At 73.7% G+C, this 23,930-nt stretch carries 23 protein-coding genes and 1 pseudogene; 16 read left to right on the top strand and 8 right to left on the bottom strand.

The annotated features are described in order from the left end of the window. Positions 1-32: 32 nt before the first annotated feature. The 6 genes and pseudogenes from IE255_RS34685 (at position 33) to IE255_RS34665 (ending at position 5,576) form a co-directional block, all read left to right on the top strand. The gene (locus IE255_RS34685) at positions 33-788 is read left to right on the top strand and encodes a (Fe-S)-binding protein (RefSeq protein ID WP_190054389.1); all 756 of its coding nucleotides are present in this window, start codon (positions 33-35) and stop codon (positions 786-788) included. After that, positions 785-2,263 carry a LutB/LldF family L-lactate oxidation iron-sulfur protein gene (locus tag IE255_RS34680; protein WP_190054388.1) on the top strand — a complete coding sequence of 493 codons (1,479 nt, stop codon included), beginning with the start codon at positions 785-787 and terminating at the stop codon, positions 2,261-2,263. Before IE255_RS34685 ends, IE255_RS34680 begins: the two co-directional genes overlap by 4 nt. Continuing rightward, complete coding sequence (locus IE255_RS34675) at positions 2,260-2,895, top strand: LutC/YkgG family protein (RefSeq protein WP_190054387.1); 636 nt, start codon at positions 2,260-2,262, stop codon at positions 2,893-2,895. The genes IE255_RS34680 and IE255_RS34675 overlap by 4 nt, the downstream gene beginning before the upstream one ends. Before the next feature lie 123 nt (positions 2,896-3,018). After that, positions 3,019-3,248: pseudogene (locus IE255_RS39610) on the top strand (ABC transporter ATP-binding protein); the annotation flags it as partial. Positions 3,249-3,363: 115 nt separating this feature from the next. Further along, positions 3,364-4,221: an AAA family ATPase gene (locus IE255_RS34670; RefSeq protein ID WP_190054386.1), complete on the top strand. Its 858-nt coding sequence runs from the start codon at positions 3,364-3,366 to the stop codon at positions 4,219-4,221. Further along, on the top strand, positions 4,218-5,576 hold the full coding sequence (locus tag IE255_RS34665; RefSeq protein ID WP_190054385.1) for a vWA domain-containing protein: 1,359 nt from the start codon (positions 4,218-4,220) through the stop codon (positions 5,574-5,576). Before IE255_RS34670 ends, IE255_RS34665 begins: the two co-directional genes overlap by 4 nt. Before the next feature lie 125 nt (positions 5,577-5,701). On the opposite strand, the gene IE255_RS34660 is transcribed toward IE255_RS34665, so the two are convergent. Genes IE255_RS34660 through IE255_RS34650 form a run of 3 tightly spaced genes read right to left on the bottom strand, consistent with a single transcriptional unit; the run spans position 5,702 to position 7,786 of the window. Next, positions 5,702-6,061: a cupin domain-containing protein gene (locus IE255_RS34660; protein WP_190054384.1), complete on the bottom strand. Its 360-nt coding sequence runs from the start codon at positions 6,059-6,061 to the stop codon at positions 5,702-5,704. A gap of 43 nt (positions 6,062-6,104) precedes the next feature. Further along, positions 6,105-7,103: a pyridoxal-phosphate dependent enzyme gene (locus IE255_RS34655; RefSeq protein WP_190054383.1), complete on the bottom strand. Its 999-nt coding sequence runs from the start codon at positions 7,101-7,103 to the stop codon at positions 6,105-6,107. Next, the gene (locus IE255_RS34650; protein WP_190054382.1) at positions 7,100-7,786 is read right to left on the bottom strand and encodes a helix-turn-helix transcriptional regulator; all 687 of its coding nucleotides are present in this window, start codon (positions 7,784-7,786) and stop codon (positions 7,100-7,102) included. Before IE255_RS34650 ends, IE255_RS34655 begins: the two co-directional genes overlap by 4 nt. A 188-nt stretch (positions 7,787-7,974) precedes the next feature. Here IE255_RS34650 and IE255_RS34645 point away from each other — a divergent pair, with 188 nt between their 5' ends. Genes IE255_RS34645 through IE255_RS34635 form a run of 3 tightly spaced genes read left to right on the top strand, consistent with a single transcriptional unit; the run spans position 7,975 to position 10,618 of the window. After that, positions 7,975-8,895 (top strand): metal ABC transporter solute-binding protein, Zn/Mn family, encoded by a 921-nt coding sequence (locus tag IE255_RS34645; protein WP_190054381.1) that lies wholly within the window; start codon positions 7,975-7,977, stop codon positions 8,893-8,895. Next, the gene (locus IE255_RS34640) at positions 8,892-9,740 is read left to right on the top strand and encodes a metal ABC transporter ATP-binding protein (RefSeq protein WP_190054380.1); all 849 of its coding nucleotides are present in this window, start codon (positions 8,892-8,894) and stop codon (positions 9,738-9,740) included. The genes IE255_RS34645 and IE255_RS34640 overlap by 4 nt, the downstream gene beginning before the upstream one ends. Next, positions 9,737-10,618: a metal ABC transporter permease gene (locus IE255_RS34635; protein WP_190054379.1), complete on the top strand. Its 882-nt coding sequence runs from the start codon at positions 9,737-9,739 to the stop codon at positions 10,616-10,618. The genes IE255_RS34640 and IE255_RS34635 overlap by 4 nt, the downstream gene beginning before the upstream one ends. Positions 10,619-10,789: 171 nt before the next feature. On the opposite strand, the gene IE255_RS34630 is transcribed toward IE255_RS34635, so the two are convergent. Continuing rightward, positions 10,790-11,629: a (2Fe-2S)-binding protein gene (locus tag IE255_RS34630; protein ID WP_190054378.1), complete on the bottom strand. Its 840-nt coding sequence runs from the start codon at positions 11,627-11,629 to the stop codon at positions 10,790-10,792. A gap of 171 nt (positions 11,630-11,800) precedes the next feature. On the opposite strand from IE255_RS34630, the gene IE255_RS34625 reads away from it, so the two are divergent. The 4 genes from IE255_RS34625 (at position 11,801) to IE255_RS34610 (ending at position 17,809) form a co-directional block, all read left to right on the top strand. Then, the gene (locus IE255_RS34625; RefSeq protein ID WP_190054377.1) at positions 11,801-12,982 is read left to right on the top strand and encodes an ATP-grasp domain-containing protein; all 1,182 of its coding nucleotides are present in this window, start codon (positions 11,801-11,803) and stop codon (positions 12,980-12,982) included. Beyond that, positions 12,979-14,709: an IucA/IucC family protein gene (locus tag IE255_RS34620; protein ID WP_190054376.1), complete on the top strand. Its 1,731-nt coding sequence runs from the start codon at positions 12,979-12,981 to the stop codon at positions 14,707-14,709. The genes IE255_RS34625 and IE255_RS34620 overlap by 4 nt, the downstream gene beginning before the upstream one ends. A gap of 95 nt (positions 14,710-14,804) precedes the next feature. Beyond that, positions 14,805-16,562 carry an IucA/IucC family protein gene (locus IE255_RS34615; RefSeq protein ID WP_190054375.1) on the top strand — a complete coding sequence of 586 codons (1,758 nt, stop codon included), beginning with the start codon at positions 14,805-14,807 and terminating at the stop codon, positions 16,560-16,562. After that, positions 16,559-17,809: a type III PLP-dependent enzyme gene (locus tag IE255_RS34610; RefSeq protein WP_190054374.1), complete on the top strand. Its 1,251-nt coding sequence runs from the start codon at positions 16,559-16,561 to the stop codon at positions 17,807-17,809. Before IE255_RS34615 ends, IE255_RS34610 begins: the two co-directional genes overlap by 4 nt. Positions 17,810-17,837: 28 nt before the next feature. Here the strand turns inward: IE255_RS34610 and IE255_RS34605 are convergent, their stop codons facing one another. After that, the gene (locus tag IE255_RS34605; RefSeq protein ID WP_190054373.1) at positions 17,838-18,464 is read right to left on the bottom strand and encodes a sigma-70 family RNA polymerase sigma factor; all 627 of its coding nucleotides are present in this window, start codon (positions 18,462-18,464) and stop codon (positions 17,838-17,840) included. A gap of 234 nt (positions 18,465-18,698) precedes the next feature. Further along, positions 18,699-19,358, bottom strand: coding sequence for a hypothetical protein (locus IE255_RS34600; protein ID WP_190054372.1), 660 nt, complete (start codon positions 19,356-19,358; stop codon positions 18,699-18,701). Between the two features lie 142 nt (positions 19,359-19,500). On the opposite strand from IE255_RS34600, the gene IE255_RS34595 reads away from it, so the two are divergent. Next, positions 19,501-20,640: a winged helix DNA-binding domain-containing protein gene (locus IE255_RS34595; protein ID WP_190054371.1), complete on the top strand. Its 1,140-nt coding sequence runs from the start codon at positions 19,501-19,503 to the stop codon at positions 20,638-20,640. 18 nt (positions 20,641-20,658) lie between these two features. Here IE255_RS34595 and IE255_RS34590 read toward each other — a convergent pair whose 3' ends face one another. Continuing rightward, complete coding sequence (locus IE255_RS34590; RefSeq protein WP_190054370.1) at positions 20,659-21,138, bottom strand: DUF4396 domain-containing protein; 480 nt, start codon at positions 21,136-21,138, stop codon at positions 20,659-20,661. Between the two features lie 92 nt (positions 21,139-21,230). Between IE255_RS34590 and IE255_RS34585 the strand changes: the two genes are divergently transcribed. Next, entirely contained in the window at positions 21,231-22,046 is an 816-nt protein-coding gene (locus IE255_RS34585) for an SDR family NAD(P)-dependent oxidoreductase (protein WP_190054369.1), read from the top strand. A gap of 24 nt (positions 22,047-22,070) precedes the next feature. Here IE255_RS34585 and IE255_RS34580 read toward each other — a convergent pair whose 3' ends face one another. Further along, the gene (locus IE255_RS34580) at positions 22,071-22,916 is read right to left on the bottom strand and encodes a class I SAM-dependent methyltransferase (protein ID WP_190054368.1); all 846 of its coding nucleotides are present in this window, start codon (positions 22,914-22,916) and stop codon (positions 22,071-22,073) included. 166 nt (positions 22,917-23,082) lie between these two features. On the opposite strand from IE255_RS34580, the gene IE255_RS34575 reads away from it, so the two are divergent. Then, positions 23,083-23,880, top strand: a complete 798-nt coding sequence (locus IE255_RS34575) for a VOC family protein (protein WP_190054367.1) — start codon at positions 23,083-23,085, stop codon at positions 23,878-23,880. Positions 23,881-23,930 lie beyond the last annotated feature (50 nt).

Raw genomic sequence — 23,930 nt, 5'->3', positions numbered from 1 at the left:
ACTCATCCGATGATCGACCACAAGGAGCCGCGATGCGTGTCGCCCTGTTCCTGACCTGCGTCAACGACACGCTGTATCCGGACACCGGGCGCGCCGTGGTGAAACTGCTGACCAGGCTGGGCGTCGACGTCGACTTCCCGATGGCGCAGTCCTGCTGCGGACAGGCGCACTACAACACCGGATACCGCCATGAGGCCGAGCCGCTCGCCCGGCATTTCTCCGATGTCTTCGGCGGGTACGAGGCGATCGTGACGCCGTCCGGGTCGTGCGGGGCGATGGTGCGGGAGCTGTATCCGCGGATGGGTGAGCGGGCCCGGGCCGAGGGGCGGGGGGACACCCTCGCGGCCACGCTGGCGCCGGTGGTGCCGAAGACGTACGAGCTCACGGAGTTCCTGGTGGACGTGCTGGGCGTGACGGACGTCGGGGCGTACTACCCGCACAAGGTGACCTACCATCCGACCTGTCACGGGCTGCGCGGGCTCGGGCTCGGCGAGCGGCCGCGGCGGCTGCTCCAGGCCGTGAAGGGGCTGGAGCTGGTCGAGCTGCCGGGGGCCGACGAGTGCTGCGGGTTCGGCGGCACCTTCGCGCTGAAGAACTCCGACGTCTCGGCGGCGATGGGCGCCGACAAGGTGCGCAACGCCGAGTCGACGGGCGCCGAGGTGCTGTGCGCGGCCGACAACTCCTGCCTGATGCACATCGGCGGGACGATGGCCCGGCTGCGGACCGGCATGCGGCCGGTGCACATCGCGGAGATCCTGGCGAGCACGGAGGAGGAACCGGCCGTATGAGCGGGACGTTCGTCGGCATGCCGGCGTTTCCGGAAGCCGCGCGGGAGGCCGTCGGGAACGAGACCCTGCGCGGCAATCTGCGGCACGCCACGCACACCATCCGCGCCAAGCGGGCGAAGGCGGTGTCGGAGGTGTCCGACTGGGCCGAGCTGCGCGAGGCGGGCAAGCGGATCAAGGACCACACGCTGCGCCATCTCGACCGCTATCTGGAGCAGTTGGAGGAGTCGGTCACGGCCGCGGGCGGCATCGTGCACTGGGCCGCAGACGCGGCCGAGGCCAACGAGATCGTCACCCAGTTGGTGAAGATGACCGGCGAGTCGGAGGTCGTCAAGGTCAAGTCGATGGCCACGCAGGAGATCGGGCTGAACGAGGCGCTGGAGGCCGCGGGCATCCACGCCTACGAGACCGATCTCGCCGAGCTGATCGTGCAGTTGGGCAAGGACCGGCCCTCGCACATCCTCGTCCCGGCCATCCACCGCAACCGGGGCGAGATCCGCGACATCTTCCGCTCCGAGATGAGCGAGTGGGGCCGCCCCGCCCCCGAGGGCCTCACCGACACGCCCGCCGAACTCGCCGAGGCGGCCCGGCTGCACCTGCGGGAGAAGTTCCTGCGCGCCAAGGTCGGCATCTCGGGGGCCAACTTCATGGTCGCCGAGACGGGCACGCTGGTGGTCGTGGAGTCCGAGGGCAACGGCCGGATGTGCCTGACCCTGCCCGAGACGCTGATCTCGGTCGTCGGCATCGAGAAGATCGTGCCCACCTGGCGGGACCTGGAGGTGTTCCTCCAGACCCTCCCCCGGTCCTCCACGGCCGAGCGCATGAACCCGTACACGTCGACGTGGACCGGCACGACGGACGAGGACGGGCCGAGCACCTTCCATCTGGTGCTGCTGGACAACGGCCGCACCGACACCCTCGCCGACGACGTAGGCCGGCAGGCGCTGCGCTGCATCCGCTGCTCGGCGTGTCTCAACGTGTGCCCGGTGTACGAGCGGGCCGGCGGCCACGCCTACGGCTCGGTGTACCCGGGCCCGATCGGCGCGATCCTCAGCCCCCAACTGCGGGGCACCGGCAGCGAGATCGACGCCTCGCTGCCGTACGCCTCCTCGCTGTGCGGGGCGTGCTACGAGGTGTGCCCGGTCGCCATCGACATCCCCGAGGTGCTGGTGCACCTGCGGGAGCGGGTGGTGCAGGGCGGCGAGGTCACCCGGGAGGGCAACAAGGTGGTGCTGCGGCCCGCGAAGGGGCATGCCGCCGAGCGGGCGGCGATGCGCGCGGCCCGCTGGGCGTTCACACACCCGGGCGCGCTGCGCACCGGCCAGCGGGCCGCCTCCCGGACCCGGCGCTTCCATCCGCGTACGCTGCCGGGCCCGGGCCGGGCATGGAGCGGGACCCGGGAGCTGCCGCCGGTGCCCGCCGAGCCGTTCCGGGACTGGTGGCAGCGCACGCGCGGTGGAAAGGACGGGGCCGAGTGAACAGCAGGGAGCGGATCCTGGCGCGGGTGCGGCGCGCGCTGGCGGACGTGCCGGCCGGCGAGACGCCGATCGCCCGGGACTATCTGCGCGAGCACGGGCACCGGACGGTCGCGGAGACGGTGGAGCTGCTCGCCGAGAACCTGGCGGACTACCGGGCCATCGTGCACCGCACCGACAGCGCCGGGCTCGCCGGGCTGATCGCGGGGCTGCTGGAGAAGCGCGGTTCGGCCTCGGTGCTGGTGCCGCCCGGGCTGGACGAGGGGTGGCTGGCGGCAACCGGGGTGACGCGGGTGGCGGACCGGGGCGAGAGCACCCCGCACGAACTCGACCGGGTGGACAGTGTCGTGACGGCCTGTGCGGTCGCGATCGCCGAGACCGGCACGATCGTGCTGGACGGCTCGCCCGACCAGGGGCGGCGCCGGATCACCCTCGTCCCCGACCACCACGTCTGCGTCGTGCGCGTCGCCGGCCAGGTGGTCTCCTCCGTGCCGCAGGGCCTCGAACGCCTCGACCCGGCGCGCCCGTTGACCTGGATCTCCGGGCCGTCGGCGACCAGCGACATCGAGCTGGACCGGGTCGAGGGGGTGCACGGTCCGCGCACGCTGGAGGTGATCCTGGTGAGCGAGGACTGAGCCGGGCTCAGGGCAGGATCGAGTCGACGTAGCCGCCGTCGACGCGCAGGGCGCCAGATCGGCGTCGGGTCCTCGCCCCGCATGCGCTCCACGGCCTCCTCCACCCGCCCGGGCGAGCGGCCGTTGACACCCACCCGGGCGCCCGCCCGGGCCGGGCCCGACGCCGGGACCCGCCGCCGAGGCGCTGCGGCTGGTCAAGGTCACCTAAGACGTACGAGAGCGCCGACAGCGCCGTGACCGCCCTGGACGGAGTGTCGCTCGGTCTGGGGCGAGGCACGTTCACGGCGGTGATGGGGCCGCGGTTCCGGCGCGGCCGGATCGGGTTCGTGTTCCAGCAGTACAACCTGCGAGAGGGGAAACCGACCGGTATACCAGGTGCCCGATCAGGAACAGTGACAGCATCGCTGAACAAGCGCTTAGATAGGTGCTGCAGACCGCCGCCGTCGCCGCCGACCTGGGAGGCCCCCGTTGTTCACATCCGTCGACGACGTCTCCGCACGTCTGGCCGAGACCGGCTATCTCGCCTCGCCCGCCGTCGCCACGACCGTCTTCCTCGCCGACCGTCTCGGCAAGCCGCTCCTCGTCGAGGGCCCGGCCGGCGTCGGCAAGACGGAACTCGCCAAGGCGGTCGCCGAGGTCGTCGGGGCGCGGCTCGTCCGCCTCCAGTGCTACGAGGGGGTCGACGAGGCCCGGGCCCTGTACGAGTGGAACCACGCCAAGCAGCTCCTGCGCATCAGCGCGGGCCGCGAGGAGACGTGGGACGAGACCCGCACGGACATCTTCAGCGAGGAGTTCCTGCTCACGCGGCCGCTGCTGACCGCCATCCGGGGCGACGACGCCAAGGTGCTGCTGATCGACGAGACCGACAAGGCGGACGTCGAGGTGGAGGGGCTGCTGCTGGAGGTGCTCAGCGACTTCCAGGTGACCGTCCCGGAGCTGGGCACCATCACCGCGACACGCCGCCCCTTCGTCGTCCTCACCTCCAACGCGAGCCGGGAGCTGTCCGAGGCGCTGCGCCGCCGCTGCCTCTTCCTCCACATCGGCTTCCCGGACGAGGAGCTGGAGCGCCGGATCGTACGGCTGAAGGTGCCGGAGCTGGACGAGGCGCTGGCCCGTTCGGTCGTCCGGGTCGTGGGCGCGCTGCGGGCGATGGACCTGCGCAAGGTGCCGTCGGTCGCCGAGACCGTCGACTGGGCGCGCACCCTGCTCGCGCTCGGCGCCGGCACCTTGGACGAGACGGTCGTACAGGCCACCCTCGGTGTCCTCCTCAAGCACCAGGACGACCTTCTCAAGGCGTCCGCCAAGCTCGACCTGGACGCCCTGTGACCACGCGGGAAGGCGTCGCCGAGCGGCTGACGTCCCTCGTCGGGGCGCTCCGCGCACACGGCGTCCGGATCGGCACCGGCGAGACCGTCGACGCGGCCCGGGCGATCGGGGAACTGGGCCTCGCCGACCGGGAGTTGCTCCGCGAGGGGCTGGCGGCGACGCTGCTGCACGGGCCCGGGCAACGGCAGGTGTTCGACCCGGTCTTCGACCTCTACTTCCCGCGCGGCGTCGGCGGCCCGGAGCGGCAGGCGGCGGAGCGGGACGATCTGCGCGACCGGCTGGCGGCCGCCCTGGCCGCCGACGACCGGGCGCTGCTGGGCCGGCTGGCGATCGAGGCGGTCGACGGGTTCGGCGGCTACGGTTCGTCGCCGGAGTCGGACGGCTGGTCGTCGTACCAGACGCTGGAGCGGCTGCGCCCGCAGACCCTGATGGCCCGGGTCCGGGACGAGGTGCGCGCGCGGGTCGGGAGTTCCGGCTTCGCGGACCGGCTGCTGGAGGACGAGATCCGGCGGCGGATCGAGGCCTTCCGCGCGCTGGTGGCCGCGGAGGCGCGGCGCCGGGTCGCCGAGCGGCGCGGCCGGGACGAGATCGCCCGGCGGGCGGTGGCCCCGACCGCCGACCGGGTCGACTTCCTGTTCGCCGGGAAGGACCGGCTCGCCGAACTGCGCAGAACGGTTCAGCCGCTCGCCCGCAAGCTCGCGACCCGGCTCGCGGCCCGGCGCCGTCGCGCCTCCCGGGGCACGATCGATCTGCGGCGGACCCTGCGCGGTTCGCTGTCGACGGGCGGCGTGCCGATGAAGCCGGTGCTGCGCCGGCGGCGTCCGGCCCGCCCCGAACTGGTGCTGCTGTGCGATGTGTCGGGGTCGGTCTCCGGCTTCTCGGACTTCACGATGCTGCTGGTGCAGGCGCTGCACGACCAGTTCGGCAAGGTGCGCGTGTTCGCCTTCGTCAACCGGATCGACGAGGTGACCGGGCTGCTGGAGCACGGCACCGCCGACCCGGAGGGGCTGGGCGCCCGCATCCAGGCGGAGGCGGCGGTCACGGGCTGGCACGGCAGCAGCGACTACGGCATGGCCCTGGGCGAGTTCGCGGAGCGGTACGGGGACGCGGTCGGTCCGCGCACGACCGTGTTGGTCCTCGGTGACGCCCGGACGAACCGGAGCGACCCGAACCTGCCGGCCGTACGGCGGATCGCCGAACGGGCGCGTCGGGTGCACTGGTTGAACCCCGAGCAGCGCTCCCGCTGGGGCACGGGCGACTCCGCCGCGCCCGCGTACGCCGAGCTGGTCGAGATGCACGAGTGCCGCACCGCCCGGCAGTTGAGCGCGCTGGTGGCACGGCTGCTGCCGGTCTGAAGAAGGGAAACCGATCGGTTCCCCATGGCGGGAAGCGCAAACCGATCGGTTTCCACAGGCAAGGGGCCGCGTGCGGGCGGGGGGCGAGAGGAGCCCGAAGCCCGCCGGCCTCATGGGTGAACGGTCTAGTCCTTCTTGGCGTACTCCTTGGCCATGCTGCCCGCGAAGTCGTACACCACGCACTGCTCGTCGCCGACGACCCAGGCATCGTGCCCGGGCGGGCAGACGAACACGTCGCCGGGGCCGACCTCGCCTTCCCCGCCGTCGTTCATACGGATGTGCAGACGGCCCGAGACGACGTAGCCGTTGTGGTGGATCTGGCAGCTGTCGGTCCCGGCGATGGGAGCCACGGACTCGGACCAGCGCCAGCCCGGTTCGAACGTGGCCACGGCGAAGTCCAGTCCCGTCATGTGGACGGCTTCCAGGTGGCCTCGGGGGTAGTCGCGCCGCTCGTCCGGCTTGTCGAGCGTCTTCACCTCAAGCATGACGCTCCTCCTCGGTGAGGGATGTGCTTCCATCGTCCGTCCGTCAAGCGGGCGGCGCCATTCCGGGGGCGCCGCTCCCGCAGAGCTCGGCGAAGCGCCCGGCGTCGATGTTGCCGCCGGAGAGGATGACGCCGACGCGGCCCGGGAGGCGGCCCGCGCGGCCGGTGAGCAGGGCGGCCAGCGGGGTGGCGCCGCTCGGTTCGACGACGATCTTCAGCCGCTCGAAGGCGAACCGCATCGCGTCCCGGATCTCGTCGTCGCTGACCAGGACGACGTCGTCGAGGAGGCGCCGGTTCAGGGAGAAGGTCAGCTCTCCGGGGGTGTGCAGGGCCTGGCCGTCGGCGATGGTGTGCGGGACCGGGATGCTGACGCGCCGGCCGGCCTCCAGGGACCGTCTGGTGTCGTCCCCGGCCTCTGGTTCGACGCCGATCACGCGGGTTGCGGGGTGCAGGCCCTTGACGGCCGTACCGCTGCCGGCGATCAGTCCCCCGCCGCCGACGGGCGCGATCAGCGCGTCCAACTCCCCTGCTTCTTCGACGAGTTCGAGTGCGGCGGTGCCCTGCCCGGCGATGACGTGCGGATGCTCGTAGGGCGGGATGACCGTCAGGCCCCGCTCGGCGGCCAGGGCCTCGGCGAGGGCGACGCGGTCGCCGGTGTAGCGGTCGTACGTGACGATCTCGGCGCCGTAGCCGGCGGTGGCCGCCCGTTTCGACGGCGGGGCGTCCTCCGGCATGACGATCACGGCGGTGGTGCCGAGCTCGCGGGCGGCCAGGGCGACGGCCTGGGCGTGGTTGCCGGAGGAGTAGGCGGCGATGCCCCGGGACAGCTGCTCGGGGGTGAGGCGGGAGGCGGCGTTGTAGGCGCCGCGGAACTTGAAGGCGCCCACGCGCTGGAAGTTCTCGCACTTGAGGTGGATCTCGGCGCCGGCGAGCGCGTCCAGGGTGCGGGAGCGCAGGACCGGGGTGCGGTGGGCGACGCCCTTGAGCCGGGCGGCGGCGTCGCGGACGTCGTCGAGGGTGACGGGTGGGGTGGTGGTCGTCACGCGGTTCCTCCGGTGGATGTGTCGTGGGCGGCCCGGGCCTGGGCGAGGTAGTGGTAGGCGGAGGCGCGGGAGATGCCGAGCCGGGCGGCAACCTGCTCGACCGCGCCGCGCACGGCGAAGACACCGCGTGCGTCCAGTCCGCCGAACAGCTCCAGGCGTTCCGCCCGGTCCAGCTCCGCCCAGCTGCCCCGCTGTTTCGACCGGTGGGCGTCGACGAGGGCGTCGACCACGGAGTCGATGTCGTTGCCGAAGGTGGTGGTCGGCGGTTCCGCCGGGGCGGCACCGGCTCCGGCGAGCGCCCCGAGCAGGCTGTGGGCCTGGCTGACGGCGCTGATGTCCACGTTGACGCAGAGCGCGCCGAACACCGCTCCCGCGGAGTCCCGCAGCACCATCGTGGAGGACTTCAGCAGGGTGCCGTTCCGGGTGCGGGTGACGTAGTTCAGTTCGTCGGCCGCCTCGTCGCCGCGGGCGAGGACGCGCATGCCGATCTCGCTCATCGCGCCGCCCACCGTCCGTCCGGTGATCGATCCGGCGACGGCGACCACCGACTTCTCCGGGTTCCGGTAGTCGTGCAGCACGACGTCGCAGAGCGGACCGAAGGTCGCGGCGATCCCGTCGACGACCGGCGTGAGCGCGGCGAGGATCGCGTCCCGCTCGGCGTCCCGGGCTTGTTCGGTGGCCATGACGTCTCCCCTCAGGTGCCCCCAATCTAGACGACACGTCCAGCAGCTGGATAGTCAGTCCAGAAATTACCAACAGTTGGCAATGGTTTTCACATGACTTCGGCCGGAACCCGCTCTTGACATTCATTGCCATCTAGCGTGGCGCCTGCCTGCCCCGAACCCCTCTGCCCATCCGTCCTGGAGGAGCCATGCCCCTGTCCACGTCCCGCCGCCTGGCGCTGCTGACCAGCGCGTCCCTGGCCCTCCTCGCGGGCTGCGGCAGCTCGTCGGACTCCGCCGGCGGCACCAGCACGCCGGCCCGTGTGGCGGTGGTCGCCTCCACGAACGTCTACGGCGACATCGTGCGGCACATCGGCGGCGACAGGGTCGACGTCACCTCGATCATCAGCGACCCCGACCAGGACCCGCACTCCTACGAGGCCGACACCCAGAACCAGCTGGCCCTGTCCAAGGCGAAGGTCGTCGTCGAGAACGGCGGCGGCTACGACGACTTCGTCGACCGCATGCTGAAGAGCGGCCACAACGACTCCGCCGCGGTGATCAACGCGGTGAAGGTGTCCGGCAGGACCGCCCCCAAGGGCGGCGAGCTCAACGAGCACGTCTGGTACGACTTCCCCACCGTCGCCGAGGTCGCCGACCGCATAGCCGCGGCTCTCGCCAAGGCCGACCCGGACGGCGCCGCCGCCTTCACCAAGAACGCCGCCGCCTTCAAGGCGAAGCTCGCGCCGCTGGAGGCGAAGGAGGCGCAGATCAAGAAGGAGCACGGCGGCGAGGGGGTGGCGATCACCGAGCCCGTGCCGCTGTACATGACCGAGGCGAGCGGTCTGGTCGACAAGACGCCCCCGGCGTTCAGCGAGGCCGTCGAGGAGGGCGACGACGTATCCCCGCGGGTCCTCCAGGAGAGTCTCGCCCTGTTCAGCGGCAGGAAGGTGAAGGCGCTCGTCTACAACGAGCAGACCTCCGGCCCGCAGACCGAGAAGGCCGAGTCGGCGGCCAAGGCGGCCGACGTCCCCGTCGTGCCCGTGACCGAGACCCTGCCGAAGGGCAAGGACTACCTCGGCTGGATGACCGGCAACGTCGACGCGCTCGCGAGCGCGCTGGCCAAGTGAGCGCGCTCCCCCGCCAGGACCGCGCGCCCGTCGTCAGCCTGCGCGCCGCGGCCCTGTCCTACGGCGACCGCGAGGTGTGGAGCGGCCTCGACCTGGACGTGCGGCCCGGGGAGTTCCTGGCCGTGCTCGGTCCGAACGGCGCGGGCAAGACCAGTTTCGTCCGGGCGCTGCTGGGCCGTCAGCCGCTGTCCGCCGGGACGCTGACGGTCCTCGGCGGGCCGGCGCGCGAGGCCGCCCGGCACATCGGCTACGTCCCGCAGCAGGCGGCGCTGTCCGCGCAGGCCCTGCTGCGCGCCCGGGACCTCGTGCGGTTCGGCATCGACGGGCACCGCTTCGGGCCACGGCTGCGCGGCGGCGGGATCCGTCGCCGGGTGGACGAGATCCTCGAGTCGGTCGGGGCCGCGGCGTACGCGGACGCCCCGCTCGGGATGCTGTCCGGCGGCGAACGCCAGCGCGTGCGCATCGGGCAGGCCCTGGCGACCGACCCGCGGATCCTGCTGTGCGACGAGCCGCTGCTGTCGCTCGACCTGAACCACCAGCGGGCCGTCACCGAGCTGATCGACGCCCGGCGCCGCTCCCACGGCACGGCGGTGGTGTTCGTGACGCACGAGATCAACCCGGTGCTGGGGCTGGTCGACCGGGTGCTGTACCTGGCCCGGGGCGGTCACCGGGTCGGCACCCCGGACGAGGTGCTGACCTCCGAGTCGCTGACCCGGCTCTACGGCACGCAGGTCGACGTCGTGCGCGTCCGGGGCCGGGTCGTCGTCGCCGGGGCGCCCGACGAACCGGCCTCGCCACCGCACCACCCCGAGCGGGCCGACGAGACGGACGGAGTGCGCGCATGACACTCGCCGACGGGATCTGGCACCAGATCTTCGACTTCACCGACTACGGCGAACTGCTCGCCCTGGTCCGCAACTCCCTCATCGCCGGAGTCGCGCTCGGCCTCGTGGGCGGGCTGGCCGGGGTGTTCGTCCTGATGCGGGACCTGCCGTTCGCGGTGCACGGCATCAGCGAGCTGTCCTTCGCGGGCGCGTCGGCGGCGCTGCTGCTCGGAGCGAACATCGTGGCGGGCTCGATCGCCGGTTCGCTCCTCGCGGCCGGCGCCATCGGCGTACTGGGGACGCGGGCCCGGGACCGCAACTCGGTGATCGGCATCATCATGCCGTTCGGGCTGGGGCTCGGCGTGCTCTTCCTCGCCCTCTACAAGGGCCGGGCGGCGAACAAGTTCGGGCTGCTCACCGGGCAGATCGTCGCCGTCGACACCCCGCAGATGTCGTGGCTGCTCGGCACCTCCGTCCTGGTGCTGGCCGCGCTGGCGGTCATGTGGCGGCCCCTCGCCTTCGCCAGCACCGACCCGGACGTGGCGGCGGCGCGCGGGGTGCCGGTGCGTGCGCTGTCCTTCGCGTTCATGCTGGTGCTCGGGCTCGCGGTCGCCCTGTCAGTGCAGGTCGTCGGCGCGTTGCTGGTGCTCACCCTGGTGGTGACCCCGGCCGCTGCCGCCGCCCGCGTCACCGCCTCCCCGGTGCTGCTGCCCGTGCTGAGCGTGCTGTTCGCCGTGGCCTCGATCGAGGGCGGCATCCTGCTCGCGCTGGGCAGCAGCATCCCCATCAGCCCCTACGTCACGACGATTTCGTTCACGATCTACGCGGTGTGCCGGGTGGCCGGCCGGTACCGGAGCCGGCGGTGGGGGGCGAGGCGCACGGCCGTGCGCACGGCCTGACCGGGCCTCACGTCCTCCCGCCGGCATGCATCGCTCCGCGGTCGGCGGGACGCTGGGGAGGTCAGCACGGTCACGCGTCCCGAGGAGAACGTCAGAGCCAGGGCCGCCCTGGAAGAGATGCGGACCACGCTGCGAGGGCCGGTGGTCGGCCGCGGCGATCTTGACAGTGTGTCAGGACTCCAGACGGCGCAGGCGTTCCGCGTCGTCGGTGCGGGGGCAGGTGGCGCAGGCCTCGTCGGGCCGGATGGCGTAGTAGAGGCAGCAGCCCGCGCGGGTGCGGGTCCGGTGCCGCCGGCCGTCGGCGCCGGTCAGGAGGCGGAAGTCCGCTCCGGCGGGGTACGGGCCGACGGGTTCGGGGAGCAGGGCGGTCGCGGCGCGTACGGCGTCGTCCTCGCGACCGAGGGTGCGGCCCAGGTACCAGATGCCGGAGACGAGGTCGTCGCCGACCATGCCCCACAGGGCGCGCGGGCCGCGGCGTACGGCCGGGCCGAGGGCGGTGAGCAGCGGGCGCATGTGGTCGGCGACCGCGGCGCGCAGCTCGGCCCGCAGGGCCTCCTCGCCGGCGACGGTCACCGCTCCGGGCAGTGCGCCGACGGGGTCGCCGGGCAAACAGGCGACCCGGGCCTCGGGGGTGATCGTGTACGTGTCGGAGGCGAGGTCCAGGCACACCGACCGGGGCCGGATGCGCGGCACGCGGCGCTCCAGGTACCACACGCCGCTCATCAGGAGGGCGATCGACCAGGCGTAGCCGTGCAGGGCGCGCGAGGCGGTGACGTGGGGGCGCGGGGTGAGGCCGTGGCGGGTGCGGACGCGGGTCGCCTCCGCGTCCAGGAAGGCGTCGAGCGTGCCCTGATCCGACGTCAGTTCGCTCGCGCGGATGGCCCCTTGCCCGGCGGCCGTCCAGGGGTCCGCGACCTCGACGGTCAGCGCCTCGCAGATGCCGGTCAGCCGCCGGTAGGCGGCGCCGAGGACGGTGGCGAGGGTCGGCGGTGACTCCTGGGCAGTGCGCATCGATCACTCCTACGGGCAGTTGCAACCCGCGATTGGATAGGCAAGGCTAACCTAAGGTACAAGATCGTCGGACCTGCTCGTGAACGCCCGTCGATCAAGGGCCGTCCACGTCACGGGGGTCGCGCGGTTGGGCTGCCCGCCGCCACCCCAACCCACCAAGGGAAGACCGTCATGCGCCTGTACCTGCTCGCCCTCAACCCGACCGACTCCGTCACCGAGGGATTCCTGCCCGCCGCCGCCCGGCTGGGCCTGGACGTCACCGTTCTCACCGACCAGCCCGACGCCCACCGCGGCACCCACCCGGACGTCGAGGTCCTGGAGTGCGACGTGCGGGACTTCCGGGCCGTGGTGTCACGGATCTCGGCCCGCTCGGCCCACCGCCCTCCCGCTGCCGTCTTCACCAACAGCGACCACCTCCAGACCCAGGCCGCCCTGGCCGCCGGCTACTTCGGCCTGCCGGGCAAGGACTGGCGGGCCACCCTGCGCTGCAAGGACAAGGCGGAGACGCGCCGTCGGCTGGCCGCCGCCGGAGCGGACACCGTGTGGTTGGCCGAACTCACCGAACCGGCCCCGCTGGATGCGCCCTACCCCTGTGTCGTGAAGCCCCGCGAGGGCGTCGCCAGCGAGGACGTCGTCCTCGTCGAGGGCCCCGACGACCTGGTCGTCCGGGCCGGGGAGATCCTGGAACGGCGGCCCGGCACCGCCCTCGTCGTCGAGGAGTACCTCCCCGGCGAGCTGCACACGCTGGAGACCCTGGGCGACGGCCGGGTCCGGCACGTCCTGGGCGGTTTCCGCACCGAGGTGTCGCCGCCGCCGTACTTCGTCGAGGAGCGCCTCACCTTTGTCCCGGCCCACCCCGAGCCGGTCGTCACACAGGTCCTCGCCCAACTGGACGCGCTGGGGGTCGGATTCGGCGCCTGCCACACCGAGTTCGTGGTGCACGAGGGGCGTGCGCGGATCATCGAGGTCAACTACCGGGCCATCGGCGACCAGTGCGACCTGCTGCTCGGGCAGCTCCTGGGCATCCCGCTGTTCGAGCACATCCTCCGCACCCACCTGGGCGAACCGCTCCCGGCCGAACTGGGCGCCCGGCGCGACGGGGCCGCCCTGCTGGAGTACCCGTGCGCCGACCGGGCCGGGACCCTGACCGAGGCCCCGGCCGCGAGCGAACTCACCGTGGACGGCGTGCGTCTGACGTACCGTCCGCTGCGGGCGGTGGGCGAGCGGCACGAGCTGTACCGCACCAACCGCGACTACCTCGGCGTCCTGCGGGCCACCGGCACCGACCAGGAGACCGTGGACCGCGTGGCGGCCGGCTTCCTGGCCACCCTCCGCTGGGAGATCGCGGCGTGACCGTACTGCCGACCCCGCCGGACACCTGCGCGGCCGAGCTGCTGACCCGTGTGCTGAGCGCGCTGCTGCGCGAGGACGTCGTCGGGCTGCGCACCCGGAGCACCCTCGTCCACCGCCCGGACGGGCCCTGGCTGCGGCGCACCGCCGGGCGTGACGCGCTGCTGCTGCCGGTCGCCGAGGACGGCTTCCAGTGCGCGTACGCCGCCCGGCTGCCGCTCCTGGTGCGGGCGTCGGACGGCACCGAGCTGACGTCGTACGAGGACGTGCTGGACGCGCTCCGCGCGCTCGCCGAGCCCGCGGACCGGGGCGGGTTCGACGCCTTCGCGGAGGAGTGCCGGCAGACGCTGGCCACGGTACGGCTGCACGCGGACACCCGCGACACCGTCGCCGGGCGGCTGACCGCCCGCCACGGCCCCGACCCGGCGCGCTGGACCGGCCTCGCCAGCGGCCTGGCGTTCGACACGCTCGCCGCCCGTGCGGACCATCCGGTCTACCCCACCGCGCGCGGCCGGGCGGGGCTGGACGAGGAGCAACTGCGGTCGTACGCGCCCGAGTTCCAGCCGCGGTTCCCGCTGCGCTGGCTCGCCGTACCCCGGGAAGCGGTCGCTCTGGTCGGCACGCTCCCGGAGCCGTGGCCCACGCCCGCGCGGCTCGGTCTGGCCGGGCTGGAGCACACGCACCTCGCCCTGCCGGTACACCCGCTGACCGTCGGCCCGCCGCTCGACCAGGCCTTACGCGCCACCGGCCTGCACGGACGGGCGATCCTGGCGGAACGCGCCGGCCTCGACGTCGTACCGACCCTGTCCATGCGGACGGTCGCCACCGCGGCGGATCCGGCACTGCACCTCAAACTGCCCCTGGACACCTCCTCGCTGGGGCTCCGCAACAAGCGGTCGATCAAGCCCGGCACGCTCGTCGACGGGGCCGTCGGACAGCGGCTGGTCGAGCAGGTCGCCGCACACGAGCCCCGCTTCCGGGACACGATCCTGCACGCCGACGAGACCACGTACGCCCACGCGGGACACGAGCTGCTGGCCGTGCTGTGCCGCCGCCTCCCGGCCGATGTCCGGGACGCGGTCGTCGTACCGATGGCGGCGCTCCTCGCCGAGGCGCCGGACGGGCGGCTGGTCCTCGACCATCTCGCCGACCGCTTCCACGACGGCGACCCGCTCGCCCTGCTCGACGCCTGCCTGACGCTGCTGTTCGACTGGCAGGCCACGCTCTTCGGGTACGGCGTCGCGCTGGAGTCGCACCAGCAGAACATCTCGCTGGTGCTGCGGCCGGGCAGTCTCCGGCTGCTGTTCAAGGACAACGACGGGCCGCGGATCAACACGCGGCGGCTGCACGCCCGGCTCCCCGGCCCGTGGGACTTCGACGACGCGCGGATCCTCGGCACGGACGACGGCCCGGTGGCCGACCTGTTCGCCACCGTCACCGTCCATCTGTGCGCGGGCGCCTACGCGTTCGGACTCGCCCGGCACGGCCGCGCCCCGCTGCCCGTGCTGCTCCGGCTGGTGCGCCGGCGGCTGTCCGAGGCCGTGGACCGGCTGGGCGGTGACGCCGGGGACGTCCTGCGCGCCCGGGTCCTGGACGCCCCGGAGCTGCCGGTGAAGGCGATGGTCACGGCCGGGACGCTGCTCACCAAGGAGCGCTCGGGCGCCGCCGACATCAACAAGCACTACACCACCGGGCCCAACTACCTGCTGCCTTCCGGGGGTTCCCCATGATCCCCGCAAGCGGCCGGACCGGCGGATCCGTCGCCGCCCCTCCCCCGCATCCACCCCGTCGCCCCGCTCGACCCGCGTACCCGCTGGAGCCCCGCATGGCCTCGCTGACCGACTCGACCGGCCGGAGCACCGCCGCACCGGCCGACCTGCCCACCGCCGACGACGTGGTGGCCCACACCCTGCTGAACTGCCTGCTGCGCGAGGTGTCCGGGCCCGAGCGCCAGACCGTCGTCGCCGACGGCCATCTGCTGCTGCGGCTGCCCCGCCGCGGGGTGCTGCTGCGGGTCGCGCTGCGCCGCACCTCCCTGCTCGGCGCCCACCGGTTCACCGGTCCGGTGCGCGAGGAGCGGGACGGCGGCTGGGCGGACGTGGACTGGCGACGGCTGGCCGCTCACACCCGCGACGAGCTGTCCCTGCGCACCGGGGTGCGCAACGAGGAGTTCCTGGAGCAGGTCGCGTCCAGTCACGCGGCCGTCGCCGCCGCGCTCGCCGCCGGGCCCGCCCTCAGGCCCGCCCCCGGTCTGCCGGGCGATCCGCTGTCCGCCTATCTCGCCTCCGAGCAGTCCCTGCTCTTCGGGCACCGCTTCCATCCCACGCCCAAGGCCCGCACCGGCGACCCGCGTTCCTGGGCCGCCTACGCACCCGAGACGGGCGCCTCCTTCCCGCTGCGGCACCTCGCCGTGCGGGAGCACCTGATCGCGCAGGAGAGCGCCGAGCCGTGGGCCACCGCCGCCCTCGACCGGCAGCGCGCCGGCCTCCCGGACGGCTACCTGCTCCTGCCCGCCCACCCCTGGCAGTACGAGACGCTGCGCCGGCATCCGCTGCTGCGCGCGGCGCTCGACCGCGGTGACGTGCTCGACCTGGGCCCCGGCGGGCGGCCCTTCGCGGCCACCGCGTCCGTACGCACGCTGTACGACGGAGAGACGTTCCTGAAGTTCAGCCTGAACGTGCGGATCACCAACTGCCTGCGCAAGAACAGCAGTTACGAGCTGTCCGGGGCGGTCGCCCTCACCCGGGCGCTGGCCCCGGCACTCTCCGACCTCGCCCGGCGCTTCCCCGGCAGTGCGGTGCTCCGCGAACCCGCCTACCGCACGCTCGCCCTGCCCGGCCCCGGCGGCGCACCCGACCGCGATCTGCTGGAGGGCTTCGGCGTCATCGTCCGCGAGGGCCTGCCGCGGCGGCTCGCGCCGGGCACCACTCCCCTCCTGGCGGCCGCCGTCGCCGACGAGTACCCGACGGGTGCCGCGCACGTCTCCCGCCTCCTGGCCGGGGCGGACGCGGCCACGGCGCTCGACTGGTGGTCGGCGTACCTGGAGCTCCTCCTGCCGCCCGTCCTCGCCGCCTACTTCGACCACGGGCTGGTCCTGGAGCCGCATCTGCAGAACGTGCTGCTGTGCGTCGACGGCGGCGGCCGGCCCGCCCAGGTCCTCTTCCGGGACCTGGAGGGCACGAAACTGCTGCCCGAGCGGCACGCGGACGCGCTCGCCGCGCTGCCGCCCGAGGTGGCCGGGCCGATGACGTACGACGCGCGGCGCGGCTGGGACCGGGTCGTGTACTGCCTGCTGGTCAACCACGTGGCCGAGCTGCTCGCGGCCCTCGCCGACCTGCATCCGGAGGCGGAGGCGGCGCTGTGGGCGCGGGTGCGCGACACGCTGCGGGCCTACGCCGGCCGCCACGGCTGCCCGCCCCGCCTGGCCGCCCTGCTCGCCGGCGTGCCGCTGCCCGCCAAGGCCAACCTGCTGACGCGCTGGGAACGCAGGCCCGACCGGGCGGCGGGGTACGTACGGCTGCCGTCGCCGCTGGCCGAGGATGTGCTGCGGGGCGGGGACGTCATGGAGAGGAGCGCCCGATGACCCTCCCCACACCCGCGGTGCGCGACCAGGCCCTGGCCCTCGCGTCCCCCGAACTACCGGCCTACCTCTACGACCTGGGTGCCCTGCGCGCGCACGCCGCCCGGGTCCGGGCCGCGCTGCCCGAGCAGGTCGAGCTGTACTACGCGGCGAAGGCCAACCCGGAGCCGGAGATCCTGGCCGCGCTGGAACCCCGCGTCGACGGATACGAGGTCGCGTCGGGTGGTGAACTCGCCCATGTCGCCGCGGCGGTGCCGGGCCGGCCGCTGGCCTTCGGCGGGCCGGGCAAGACGCCGGACGAGGTGACGGCCGCGCTGGAGCTGGGCGTCGAGCGCTTCCACGTCGAGAGCGAGCACGAGCTGCGCGTGCTGGCCGAGCTGGCCCGCCGCGTCGCGCCCCGGCGGCGGGTCGCCGTGCTGCCGCGCGTCAACCTGCCGGTGCCCGACGGCTCACTGGCCGGCAGCGCACTGGCGATGGGCGGGCGGCCGGCACCGTTCGGCATGGACCCGGCCCGGGCCGAGCCCATGCTCCGGGCCCTCGCCGACGGGACGTATCCGCAGCTCGAACCGCGGGGCGTGCACGCCCACCTGGCGAGCGGACTCGACGCGGCCGGCCTGCTGGCGGTCGCCCGGAGCGTGGTCGGCTGGGCCACCGGGCTCGGTGTGCCGATCACGGAGGTGAACGTCGGCGGCGGCATGGGCGTCGACTACGCCGCCCCGCAGCGCCGCTTCGACTGGGCCGCGTACGGCGAGGGCCTGGCCCGGATCGCCGGGGAGCATCCGGGGCTGACGCTGCGGATCGAGCCCGGCCGGGCGCTCACCGCGTACTGCGGCTGGTACGCCACGGAGGTGCTGGACGTGAAGCGCAGCCACGGGGAGGAGTTCGCCGTCCTGCGGGGCGGCACCCACCACCTGCGCACCCCGGCGACGAAGGGACACGACCAGCCCTGCTCCGTCCTGCCGGTGGAGGGCTGGCCGCACCCCTGGCCGCGGCCGGCGGCAGGGGGCGGCCGGGTCACCCTCGTAGGGCAGCTGTGCACGCCGAAGGACGTGCTGGCCCGCCGCGTGCCCCTGCCGGAGCTCCGGGCCGGGGACCGGGTGGTGTTCTCCCTGGCGGGTGCCTACGCGTGGAACATCTCGCATCACGACTTCCTGATGCATCCCCGGCCCGGGTTCCACTTCCTAAACCGCGAGACCCAGGAGGCGGCTCCGGCCACGAGGAACCCGGTGGGGGTGACGCGAACGGCCTGAGCCGGCTGGCCGCTCGCGCCGCACCGGGTCAGGCCGCGGCCGCCGCGGGTGCCACCGGTGGCCGGGCCTCCGCCTCCGCCTCGGCGAGCAGGGCCATGAGCGTCGCCCGGGCGCGGTTCACGCGGGAGCGGACCGTGCCGACCGGGCAGTCGCTCAGCTCGGCGGCCTCCGCGTACGGCAGTCCGAGCAGCTGGGTCAGGACGAACGCCTCGCGCCGCTCGTCCGGCAGTCCGGCCAGCAGCTCCAGCAGGGCCACGCCGTCGTCGAAGCCGGGCAGGCCGCACGGCTGGGCGCGCTCGACCGCCAGCTCCCAGTCCGGCAGGTCGGCCGGGCGGGGCCGTACGGCGGTGTGCCGGATGCTGTCGGCCACCGCGCGCCGGGCGATGGCGAGCAGCCAGGCGCGGGCCGAGGAGCGGCCCTCGAACCGGTGGAGGCTGCCGAGCGCCCGCAGGAACGTGTCCTGCGCCAGATCGTCCACGGCCTGCGGATCGGCGCACAGATGGGCGACGTACCGGATGACGTCACGGTGCAGGGCGCGCACGAACCGGTCGACGGCCGCGGCGTCGCCGCCCCGGGCGGCCAGCGCCCAGGCGGTCGCCGACTCGTCGGAGGAGGCCGGTCTCGCGTGGGCGAGGGGCAGGGCAGGAGTGATCACCTGATGTCCTTCTCGGGTTTCCGGGACCACGGGCGCACGGGCGGGCACGGGGACACTCGGGTGTCCGGCGTGCGCGCGTGGCCGCGCGGTCCGGTGAGCGGGGTGCGGCCGTACCCGTCGGGCGCGCGTGAGGCGGGCAGGCGGGGCTGCCCGCGGGCAGCGCGGCGCACCGACCTGCGGAGGTACGACCGAGACCGGGGCGCACACGGGCTGCCCCGGGATGACCGGCTGCCGTCAGGCGGCAGCGGCCCCCGCGGGCGGTCCTCGGGAGGTGATCGCGTGGACGAGAAGGAGGAGGCGTGGCGCCCGGTCCGAAGAAGGCCGGCGTACGCGTACGGGCGGGGGTGGCGGCGCCGGCAGCGCGATCAGCAGCCGCAGGGGCGCGGCCAGCCACCCGCCCACGGCGCGCAGCAGACGGAAGGCGGCCCGTTCTCCGTGGCCCAGCCACAGTCCGCACAGCAGGGCGGCCAGCAGGTGGGCGGCGAGCATGCCGAGGGACGAGTCACCACCCGGGGCATGTCCCATGTGCCCCATGTGCTGGGACATGGAGTCCATGGAGCCCATGCCGTGCCCCATGGATCCCATGTCCATGGAGTGGGCGCTCAGGGAGTGGGCGTCTCCCGCCGCCCCGGCGTCCGGCGCCTGCGGCGCGAGGGAGAACGCCGAGTGCAGGGCCGTCTGGACGGCCACGGCGACGGCGACGACGAGCCGGAGCCCGCGCTCCCGGCCCGCCAGGCACCAGCCCGCCACACCCGTCACGGCCCAGCCGGCCACCAGCGTCGAGGGGGGCACGTGGTCGCCGGACATCATGACGTGCCCCAGGGCGGCGAGCACGACACAGACGGCCGCGAACACCGCGGCCCGTATCGCGCGAGCACACCACCCAGCTGTCATGGCGCCTCATCCTCGCATCCGGCCCCGCCCCGTCACCCATGGGTACGGGCATCACCCGGGCCGGACACTCAATCCACGAGATGTGATCCAGGACACTGCTCGGGAACCTGTGACTCCGGGCGGGCCACGGCAGAATCCCCGCGTGGAGATCACCGCGCAGGAACTCAACCGGGCCACCCTCGGACGCCAGTTGCTGCTGGGCCGGGAGGCGATGGAGGCCGGGGAGGCCGTGCGGCGCGTGGTGGCACTCCAGGCGCAGCACGCCGCTTCGCCGTACCTGGCGTTGTGGAACAGGCTGGCCGGCTTCGATCCGGCCGAGCTGGACGCCGCCTTCGCGCGCCGGACGGTGGTCAAGGCGACCCTGATGCGGATCACGCTGCACGCGGTCCACGCGGACGACCACCAGGTGCTCCGCGAGGCGATGCAGCAGACGCTGTACGCCTCGCGCCTCGGATTCCGCTTCGCCGCGGCGGGGCTCACGCCGGCCGACGGCGAGGCGCTCGTCCCGGAGCTGCTGGACTTCGCCGACCGGCCGCGGACGGCCGCCGAGCTGCAGGCGTGGCTGGCGGAGCGGGTCGGGAGCGAGAAGAAGGCCGGCGCGTGGTGGGGGCTCAAGGCGTACGCGCCGCTGCTCCATGTCCCGACCGGCGGGCCGTGGTCGTTCGGCCCCCGGGCGTTGTTCACCGCGGCGCGGACCGGCCCCGTGTCCAAGGGGCGGGAGACGGTGATGGAGTCGCTCGCGCAGCTGGTCCTGCGTCATCTGCGGGGCTTCGGCCCGGCGTCGGTGGCGGACGTGGCGCAGTTCGCCATGGTGCCGCGGCAGCCCGTGCGGCAGGCGCTGCTCGCGCTGGCCGACACGGTGGAGCAGCTGAGAGGGCCGGACGGGACCGTCCTGTACGACGTACCGGGCGCCCCGCGGCCACCGGCGGACACTCCGGCCCCTCCCCGGCTCATGGCCATGTGGGACAGCGTCCTGCTGGCCCACGCCGACCGCAGCCGCGTGATTCCCCCGGCCTATCGCCGTCTGGTGATCCGCGTGAACGGTGACGTGCTGCCCACGCTGCTGGTCGACGGCCGGGTCGCCGGCGTGTGGCGCGCGGTCGACGGCGGCATCGAGGCGACGGCGTTCCACGCCCTGCCGCCCGCCGCGTGGGACGGGCTCGCCGCGGAGGCCGCGTCGTTGACGCGACTGCTGGCCGACCGCGACACCGAGGTCTACCGCCGCTACCACCACTGGTGGGCGAAACTGCCCGAGGGACAGGTACGACTGCTCACGGGCTGAGTGCCGGACTCCGGCGCGTCAGTGGTGGGCGTGGACGACGGCATGGCCCTTGCCCCGGCCGATCATCCACTTGTTGATCGGGGTCGTGATCAGGAAGGCGACGGCGAAACCGCCGAGCAGCGCGGACCAGAACAGCGTGTCCGTCAGGTGGGCGTCCATCGCGCCCGGGGTCAGGGCGATGATCGCGTTGTCCACGAACTCCATCACCGCGATCGAGACCGTGTCCGCGGCCAGCGCGACCTTGATCGCGGCCCGGAGGCCGAGGCCGGCCCGCAGGACCGCGAACAGGGTGAACGAGTAGCCGAAGAGGAACGCGAGCCCGATCGCCAGCGCCATGGTGGGCACATTGCCCCACTCCAGCGCGGTGCCGATCACCATGCCGAGGATCTCGCCGATCGCACACCCGGTCAGACAGTGCAGCGTCGCCTTCACGGCGGTCCCCCAGGAGGCCGCCGCCCCGTGCGGGTGCTTCGCAGGTTCATGAGTGGTGTGGTCCATGACCTTGAATATATACCCCCCGGGGGTATTCGCGCCAGATATCGGGTACCGGGAGAGTCGTGCCGCCGGCCGGTCGATCTAGAGTGCACGCCATGACGACACAGCCGCCGCACCAGCCCCAGACGGCCCCGCGAACGCAGGGCTATCTCTCCGAGTTGTTCTCCCTGGAGGGCCGGGTCGCGGTGGTCACGGGCGGCAGTTCCGGCATCGGCCGCGCCATCACCCGAGCCCTCGCGCGGGCCGGGGCGAGCGTGGTGGTCGTGGCCCGCACGGAGGCCGGGCTGACCGCGACGGTCGAGGAACTGACGGCTCAGGGCTGCCGCGCCGCGTGGGTCAGCGCGGACCTGAGCACGCGTGAGGGGGTGCGGACGGCGGCCGAGCGCGCGGTCGAGGCGTTCGGGGAGCCCGACATCCTCGTCAACAGCGCCGGCATCAACCTGCGTCCGCCGATGGACGAGCTCACCGAGGACGTGTGGGACGCCACGATGGCCGTCAACCTGGAGGCGCCCTTCCTGCTGGGGCAGCGCTTCGGGCCCGGCATGGCGGAGCGCGGGTACGGGCGGATCCTGCACATCAGCTCGCAGCAGGCGCACCGGGCGTTCGTCCAGAGCGGTGCCTACGGCGCCTCCAAGGGCGGGCTGGAGGCGCTGGCGCGATCCCAGGCCGAGGCGTGGTCGCCGCGCGGTGTCACCTGCAACGTCCTGGTGCCGGGCTTCGTCATGACCCCGCTCAATGCGCGCCTGTCGTCGGATCCGGAGAAGGTGGCCGCCCTCGCCGCCCGCACGATGATCGGGCGGAACGGCCTGGCCGACGACTTCGCGGGCGCGGCCGTCTTCCTGGCGAGCCCGGCGTCGTCCTACATCACCGGGCAGTCGGTCTTCGTCGACGGCGGGCTGTCAGTCCACTGACGCCGCCCGGCCGCCGCTCGGTCATCACCCGGACGAGTCCCTCCCCCACACGAAGACCTCCGTGCTCGGCGCCCGTTCGGAGAACCGGCCCGACGCGGAGGCCTCCCGCAGCAGCCGGCGCAGGTCCGCCTCGAAGTCGCCTCGGCCCTCTCCGAACAGGTGCGGAGCCGAGAACGACATCGAGAACACCCAGGCGACGACATCCTCGACGCTCCGCTCCAGCGCCTGCCCGCCGGGCACGACGAGCCGCCAGGGGCCGGAGAATCCGGCCCGCGCGAACACCTCGGCCTCGCCGCCCGGCGTCCCCTGCGGAAGCAGCCCGCGGCCCGCTCGCCGCACGGGGCCCAGGTACCGCTTGACCAGCTCGTCCACCGCCGCGTAGGGGACCGCCGGGTGCGGCAGGCCGTCGACGGTCCGGGTCTCCGTCTTCAGGTCGGAGATGTGCACCAGGGCCCCGCCGGGCCGGAGCATGTCCCGGACGGTCGCCGCCACCAGGTCGCGGTCCATCCAGTGGAAGGACTGGCCGAAGACGGCGACGGAGAACGTGCCGAGCCCCGCGGGCAGGGCCTCGGCGCGGGCCTGCACCCACCGGGACCTGTCGCCCACTCCGCGGCCGGCGGCTGCGCGCGCCGCCTCGGCGATCATGCCGCTGTCGGGGTCCACCCCGACGATCTCGCCGAACAGATGCGCGAGGCTCAGCGCGATGGTCCCGGGTCCGCAGCCCACGTCGATGAGGCGGCCCCGCCCGTCCAGCCGCAACGCCCCGGCGAGCGCGTCCGCCAGGCCGGGGGCGTACGGCAGCCGCCCCCGTTCGTAGTAGGCGGCGGTCCCCGCGAACAACGTGTCGTCCCACTCCCAGCCGGCCACCACGCCCGCCCACCGCCCTCACCGCACAGAGTTCCGCGACCACCCGACCGGGCCATGATCCCGGTTTTCCCCGGGCCGGCGCTCACCCGACCGGGGAGCGGCCGACGGGCGAGTGTCAGTGCCCGGTGCCACGCTGGGCAGACAGGATCTGCGAAAGGGATGCATCGCCATGATCACCACCGAGTACGCCCCCGGTTCCCCCTGCTGGCTCGACCTCGGCGCCCCGGACGTCCGGGCCGCCGCGGCCTTCTACGGCGCGGTGCTCGGGTGGGAGTACGAGCCCATGGGCGAGAGCGAGGACTTCGAAGGCGGGACGTTCAAGAAGGACGGCAAGACCGTCGCCGGGCTCGGCAAGCTCACCGAGGAGGGAGCCCGCTCGGCCTGGATGCTGTACTACTGCGTCACCGACGCGGACGCCACGACCCAGGCCGTGCAGCAGACGGGCGGCACCGTGCGGGTGGCGCCGATGGACCTCGACGAGTGGGGCCGGATGGCGCAGTACAGCGACCCACTGGGCGGCCAGTTCGCCGTCTGGCAGCCGGGGACGAACCCGGGCATGGAGCTGGTGGACCAGCCGGGCTCGCTGTCGTGGGTCGAGCTGTACACGAGCGACGCCGCGGCGGCGAAGGAGTTCTACGGCGGCCTGTTCGGCTGGCAGTTCAGCGACATGCCGCTGCCGGGCGGCGCGGGCACGTACACCCTCATCACCCCCGCCGGGCTGCCCGAGGAGCGCATGCACGGCGGCCTCATGGAGATGGGCAAGGAGAACCTCTCGCTGACGAACGGGCAGCCGTACTGGCACCCGGTCTTCGCCGTCGCCGACTGCGACACCGCGGTGGCCGCGGTCAGGGAGAACGGCGGCACCGTGCAGATGGGCCCCGAGGACATGGAGGGCGTCGGCCGGCTGGCCGTCTGCCTCGACCCGGCGAACGCGGACTTCGTGGTACTCACCCCGTCCCAGAGCTGAACGGGCCAGGGCCCGTGCCTGTGAGTCGGGAGACACGCCGAGGGCTCCCC

It is taken from the genome of Streptomyces lomondensis (assembly GCF_014651035.1).
In the GTDB taxonomy this organism is placed as follows: Bacteria; Actinomycetota; Actinomycetes; order Streptomycetales; family Streptomycetaceae; genus Streptomyces; species Streptomyces lomondensis.
This window is presented reverse-complemented; position numbering and strand designations above follow the sequence as displayed.

Excerpts from the sequence above, each read along its gene's own strand:
- IE255_RS34585 (WP_190054369.1), top strand. The coding sequence starts at position 21,231 with ATGACGACACAGCCGCCGCACCAGCCCCAGACGGCCCCGCGAACGCAG.
- IE255_RS34650 (WP_190054382.1), bottom strand. The coding sequence starts at position 7,786 with ATGGCCACCGAACAAGCCCGGGACGCCGAGCGGGACGCGATCCTCGCC.
- IE255_RS34590 (WP_190054370.1), bottom strand. The coding sequence starts at position 21,138 with ATGGACCACACCACTCATGAACCTGCGAAGCACCCGCACGGGGCGGCG.
- IE255_RS34635 (WP_190054379.1), top strand. The coding sequence starts at position 9,737 with ATGACACTCGCCGACGGGATCTGGCACCAGATCTTCGACTTCACCGAC.
- IE255_RS34685 (WP_190054389.1), top strand. The coding sequence starts at position 33 with ATGCGTGTCGCCCTGTTCCTGACCTGCGTCAACGACACGCTGTATCCG.
- IE255_RS34660 (WP_190054384.1), bottom strand. The coding sequence starts at position 6,061 with ATGCTTGAGGTGAAGACGCTCGACAAGCCGGACGAGCGGCGCGACTAC.
- IE255_RS34610 (WP_190054374.1), top strand. The coding sequence starts at position 16,559 with ATGACCCTCCCCACACCCGCGGTGCGCGACCAGGCCCTGGCCCTCGCG.
- IE255_RS34680 (WP_190054388.1), top strand. The coding sequence starts at position 785 with ATGAGCGGGACGTTCGTCGGCATGCCGGCGTTTCCGGAAGCCGCGCGG.
- IE255_RS34625 (WP_190054377.1), top strand. The coding sequence starts at position 11,801 with ATGCGCCTGTACCTGCTCGCCCTCAACCCGACCGACTCCGTCACCGAG.
- IE255_RS34645 (WP_190054381.1), top strand. The coding sequence starts at position 7,975 with ATGCCCCTGTCCACGTCCCGCCGCCTGGCGCTGCTGACCAGCGCGTCC.
- IE255_RS34630 (WP_190054378.1), bottom strand. The coding sequence starts at position 11,629 with ATGCGCACTGCCCAGGAGTCACCGCCGACCCTCGCCACCGTCCTCGGC.
- IE255_RS34600 (WP_190054372.1), bottom strand. The coding sequence starts at position 19,358 with ATGACAGCTGGGTGGTGTGCTCGCGCGATACGGGCCGCGGTGTTCGCG.
- IE255_RS34615 (WP_190054375.1), top strand. The coding sequence starts at position 14,805 with ATGGCCTCGCTGACCGACTCGACCGGCCGGAGCACCGCCGCACCGGCC.
- IE255_RS34575 (WP_190054367.1), top strand. The coding sequence starts at position 23,083 with ATGATCACCACCGAGTACGCCCCCGGTTCCCCCTGCTGGCTCGACCTC.